The sequence below is a fragment of the Streptococcus pluranimalium genome (genome assembly GCF_047785745.1).
GTDB lineage: Bacteria > Bacillota > Bacilli > Lactobacillales > Streptococcaceae > Streptococcus > Streptococcus pluranimalium_B.
Window position 1 is genome coordinate 1 of record NZ_JBLOJT010000127.1, and the last position, 4,473, is coordinate 4,473.

Annotated in this window: 4 protein-coding genes; 3 read left to right on the forward strand and 1 reads right to left on the reverse strand. The window is 37.3% G+C overall.

Annotation, left to right across the window (positions count from 1 at the left end; all coding sequences use genetic code 11):
• Window positions 1-138 (forward strand): plasmid copy number transcriptional regulator CopA (locus ACMZ6U_RS09490; protein ID WP_000746878.1); only part of this gene is annotated, 138 nt, incomplete at its 5' end.
• Window positions 139-199: 61 nt separating this feature from the next.
• Window positions 200-853: a replication protein gene (locus ACMZ6U_RS09495; protein WP_416108209.1), complete on the forward strand. Its 654-nt coding sequence runs from the start codon at window positions 200-202 to the stop codon at window positions 851-853.
• A gap of 202 nt (window positions 854-1,055) precedes the next feature.
• Here ACMZ6U_RS09495 and ACMZ6U_RS09500 read toward each other — a convergent pair whose 3' ends face one another.
• Window positions 1,056-1,673 (reverse strand): hypothetical protein, encoded by a 618-nt coding sequence (locus ACMZ6U_RS09500; RefSeq protein WP_416108210.1) that lies wholly within the window; start codon window positions 1,671-1,673, stop codon window positions 1,056-1,058.
• Window positions 1,674-2,208: 535 nt separating this feature from the next.
• On the opposite strand from ACMZ6U_RS09500, the gene mobV reads away from it, so the two are divergent.
• A complete protein-coding gene (mobV, locus tag ACMZ6U_RS09505) occupies window positions 2,209-3,711 on the forward strand; it encodes a MobV family relaxase (protein ID WP_416108211.1) in 1,503 nt (500 codons plus the stop codon).
• Window positions 3,712-4,473 lie beyond the last annotated feature (762 nt).

Here is a 4,473-nt window from a genome sequence, read left to right on the forward strand (position 1 = left end):
ATGAAAAAAAGATTAACGATAACGCTTAGTGAATCTGTGCTTGAAAATCTTGAAAAAATGGCGAAAGAAATGGGGTTATCAAAATCTGCAATGATTTCAGTTGCCTTGGAAAATTACAAGAAAGGTCAAGTAAAATAAAAAAAAGCCGAGCTGGCAGGCGGGGCTTTTAGATATATTGTACTTGGGTATATTATACTTTATGGCTAAAGAAAAATCAAGATACTTTACTTTTTTGCTCTATCCAGAATCGATTCCGAATGATTGGGAGTTGAAGCTTGAAACTCTTGGAGTGCCGATAGCAGTTAGTCCGCTTCACGATAAAGACAAGAGTAATGTTGAGGGGCAGAAATATAAAAAACCTCACTATCATGTGCTTTATATTGCTAAAAATCCAGTTACTGCAGATAGCGTGCGTTGGAAAATCAAGAAATTGCTTGGAGAAAATAGTTTAGCAATGGTGCAAGTTGTTCTAAACGTTGAAAATACATACTTGTATTTGACTCATGAGAGCAAAGATGCAATTGCTAAGAAAAAACATGTTTATGATAAGGCTGATATAAAGCTTATTAATAATTTTGATATTGATCGCTATGTAACCTTAGATGTTGAAGAAAAAGCAGAACTTTTCAATGTGGTGGTTTCTCTTGTTCGTGCATATACACTTCAAAATATTTTTGACTTGTATGATTTTATCGATGAAAATGGGGAGGCTTACGGATTAACTATAAATTTGGTTAACGAAGTTATTTCGGGAAAAACTGGTTTTATGAAATTGTTGTTTGATGGAGCGTATCAGCGTAGTAAGCGGGGTAAAGTCGATCGGAAAAATGATAAGATGTACGATAATGAGTGATAAGAATAATAAAAATGAGTTATATTTATAACTCATTTTTTCTTATAACTTGAGAAAGATAGAAATAATAGGGTCAGGAAAATGAGCGGTAAAATAATTTGTTTTGTATTATTTTCAACAAAATAACTCACTATAAAAAAAGTTATAACCAGAATTAAAATGATGTTTTTAATGTGCTTTTTCATGTAATATATTTCGCCTTTTATTCAAAACATTCTGAGTAAACACTACCTAATGAAAATAATTCTATAAGTACTTCTCGTCCGCTAACGTTGGCGGCGGCTGCTGTTATCGCAGCTTTGGCAGCTGTAAGTTTTGCTTTAGTCGCTTTAAACTTGTTGTAGAGACCTATGGTTTTATATACAAATTTAGCGGTACCTCCTAAGGCTTTTAATGCACCTTTTGCTTTGGCGATTTTTGCTGGAGTAAGATTTACAAGCAATGCAATACCTACAGCAGAAATACATCCTACGGCTCCTCTTCTTTGCCTTATTTTATCACTTACTTTTATTTGGGTAATTCCATTTTCATAAAAATATTGATTTATACTTTCTGAACCACTTGCTATTGTTTCATCCGGTATATTTTCAATTGCATTTAAAATTTTAATTTCTTCTTCTCCTAAAATTAATGTCCCGTCGTCAAAGAATTCTACATCTCCAGATGAGAGTTCTGTTGAATGGTTGTTTTCTACTAAGGGTATATTGGCAATACTGGCATCTATATTTTCATCTGCAAAGGCGATGAAAGAGGGTGTATTTGATAGGGTTAATAAAGCAATGAGGATTAATGTGATGGTTTTTGTGAATTTTTTTGCCATGATTTTTATTCCTTATCTTTAAAATAACTAATGGTATCTATGTTGGCGGTGTTTGTGATAAGAATTTTAGACGTTATTATTTTCCGTATTTTATCCTTTCTAGTCTAAAATTCTGTTACCGCTTTCATTTTATAAACAAATTAGTTAAAAGTCAAAGAAAATGATGTTGATTTAGCTATCTTTTTCTGATGTTGGAGACGTATTTTTATTGGTTATTAGTCATTTTGAAAAAATGACTTTGGTCGACTTGAGGAAGTCGGCCGACATGACAAAAATGTCCTTGTGGTTCGAGGGCTTTTTTGTTATCTCGCCACCTTTTCTTTGTGGCGAGGGAAGCCGTCTGCAAGACCCTTCGGAGAACGCACATTTACGAAGTAAAGTATAATGCGTTATACTTTACATGGAAGTTGTGCCGAAGTTGTGCCGAAAATGTGCTAAACTACTAGCTAAGATGTTAGGGATTTAGGCAAGCAATAGCCTGGGCGGCTTGCATGTCATTCGCTATTCGAATGACCACCTGGGAAGGAACTGAAGGATGAGTTATCTCGTAGCAAGAATGCAAAAAATGAAAGTCGGAAACCTTGGTGGAGCTTATAGGCACAATGAACGTGTTTTTGAGAATCACTCGAACAAAGATATAGACACGAGCAGGTCGCACCTCAACTATGAGTTGACGGATCGCGACCGCTCTGTGTCGTATGAAAAGCAGATTAAGGATTACGTGAATGAAAAGAAGAGCTCTAAGCGAGCTATTCGGAAAGATGCGGTTTTATGTGATGAGTGGATTATCACGTCTGATAAAGATTTTTTTGAGAGGTTAGACCAGGAGCAGACCAGGGCATTTTTTGAGACTGCTAAAAATTACTTTGCTGAACGTTATGGCTTAGAAAATATTGCTTATGCTAGCGTACATTTGGACGAGAGTACCCCTCACATGCATATGGGAGTAGTACCTATGGTGGATGGAAAATTGTCGTCTAAGGCTGTCTTTAACCGTGAAGAATTAAAGGCTATTCAAGAAGAACTGCCAAAATATATGAATGAGCAGGGTTTTGAGTTGTCACGTGGGCAATTAGGAAGTGATAAGAAACACCTTAGTGTAGCTGATTATAAGGCTAAAATTGGGAAAGAAGCTCTGAATAGAGAATTATTAGGGCTGGGTGCTCCTCGTTATTGGCACAAAGAAGAGGATAGACCAGCAACTGCAGAAGAGATAGCAGGTTATGAAAGTTTAGCCTCGTTGTTTGCTGAAGAGGAAATGAAACTACGTGAAGCAACGTTGGAAGAGCGTTTCACATGGCTAGATAGCCATAGAAACGATTTAAAGGGCGATTTAAGCCATTTAGAGGAGTTGGTGGATAAAAAGATTGAGGAATATACTAGAATCGATTCTGAGGCCTCTGAGAGGCTCTCAGAGCTATCTGAGTTAAAATCCAAGATAAATAGTTGTCGAAAAGAAATAAAGTCCTTAAAAGGCGATTCTGAGCGTTTGAGCGAGAATGTTATTCAACTGGAGAGAGAGCATAGGGAAAAAACGCAACTGCTAATTGAACAAAGCAGAAACCTAGAAAAGATTTCTTATCACGATTTAGACAGACGACAAGAGGCTGATAGATTACGTGAAGAACTGGAGCAAGCAACCCCTAAGTTATTTGGAGGTAGTTTTAATTTTAGTGCAGATTTTGTGGATCGCTTGAAAACATTTATGGTAGATGTGGTCGGAAAGTTAGAGCAAGCAGTCAATCAGAATGAAGTGCTTAGAAAAGCTCTAGCAGGTATGAAGTCAGCTAAGGAGAGGGCTGAAAGAGAGTTGTCTCAGGAAGAATGGAAAAATCAAAGATTAGAGATAGATAATCAAAATTTGAGACAAGAGAACAAAGAGTTGAAAGGCTCTAAAGACCTTTTGGAAGACATTCAGGAGGTTATTACGGAGAAAGAGGTTGATAGCCTTAATAAGCGTTTAGAAGAGCTTAGAAGGTCACGAGAAGTCTCTAGAGGGTGGAATGAACCAAGGAAGTCCAAAGGGCGGAGTATCTGAGCGATTTATGCCGAGAAAACTCTTGTCAGTAAGCTAGACGAATTTAGACTAAATTTGACGAGTTGTCAGGCTGGAAAGCTGACGACCGACAAATTAGGAAAAAAGCAGTCTAGGTTACTTGCTGACAAGAGGAAATTGGAATAAAGTAAGCGACTAGCGTAGGTAGGATTTTGAAAGGTTATAGGGTCATGATATAATAACCAATGCTGAAGCAAAACCTTCCGCAAGTCTATGCGAAAGGAGGTGTTATACATGCATTATATCTTTGACGTCTTACTTGCTATCATGGCAGAAGTAGCTGCACACTACATCTGCAAATGGCTAGATAACAAGGACAATCGCTGACGCTAGCCTACCCGTTAATCTTTTAAGAACGTAAAAAAAGCCCCGAAGTACATTGGACCGTCTTCGGGGCTTTGGTGCATACATGCACTATATCTTTGCGAAAATATTATATCACGTGGGAGAAGCACGTGTCAAAAAGTTGGTGCTGGGAAGGAAAAATTTGGGGTGATTTTTCGCCAGAAAAATCTAAAAATCTGGGGGGGCTACTACGACCCCCCATATAGTGCCGAGTGCCAAATTAAGAAAAAAAGTGCCTTGAACCCTTTTGTATCAAGGTTTTATGAGGGGTGAAATCTCGGCGAGTTTTCGGCGAGTTTTTTGGCGAATTCGGCGAGTTTTTGAAAAATAATGCGAAAAAAATTGCATTTAATGCGTAATTTTGTTAATATAAATTTATAAAATTTTGAGAGGTGGCTT

Excerpts from the sequence above, each read along its gene's own strand:
- ACMZ6U_RS09495 (WP_416108209.1), top strand. The coding sequence starts at position 200 with ATGGCTAAAGAAAAATCAAGATACTTTACTTTTTTGCTCTATCCAGAA.
- ACMZ6U_RS09500 (WP_416108210.1), bottom strand. The coding sequence starts at position 1,673 with ATGGCAAAAAAATTCACAAAAACCATCACATTAATCCTCATTGCTTTA.
- mobV (WP_416108211.1), top strand. The coding sequence starts at position 2,209 with ATGAGTTATCTCGTAGCAAGAATGCAAAAAATGAAAGTCGGAAACCTT.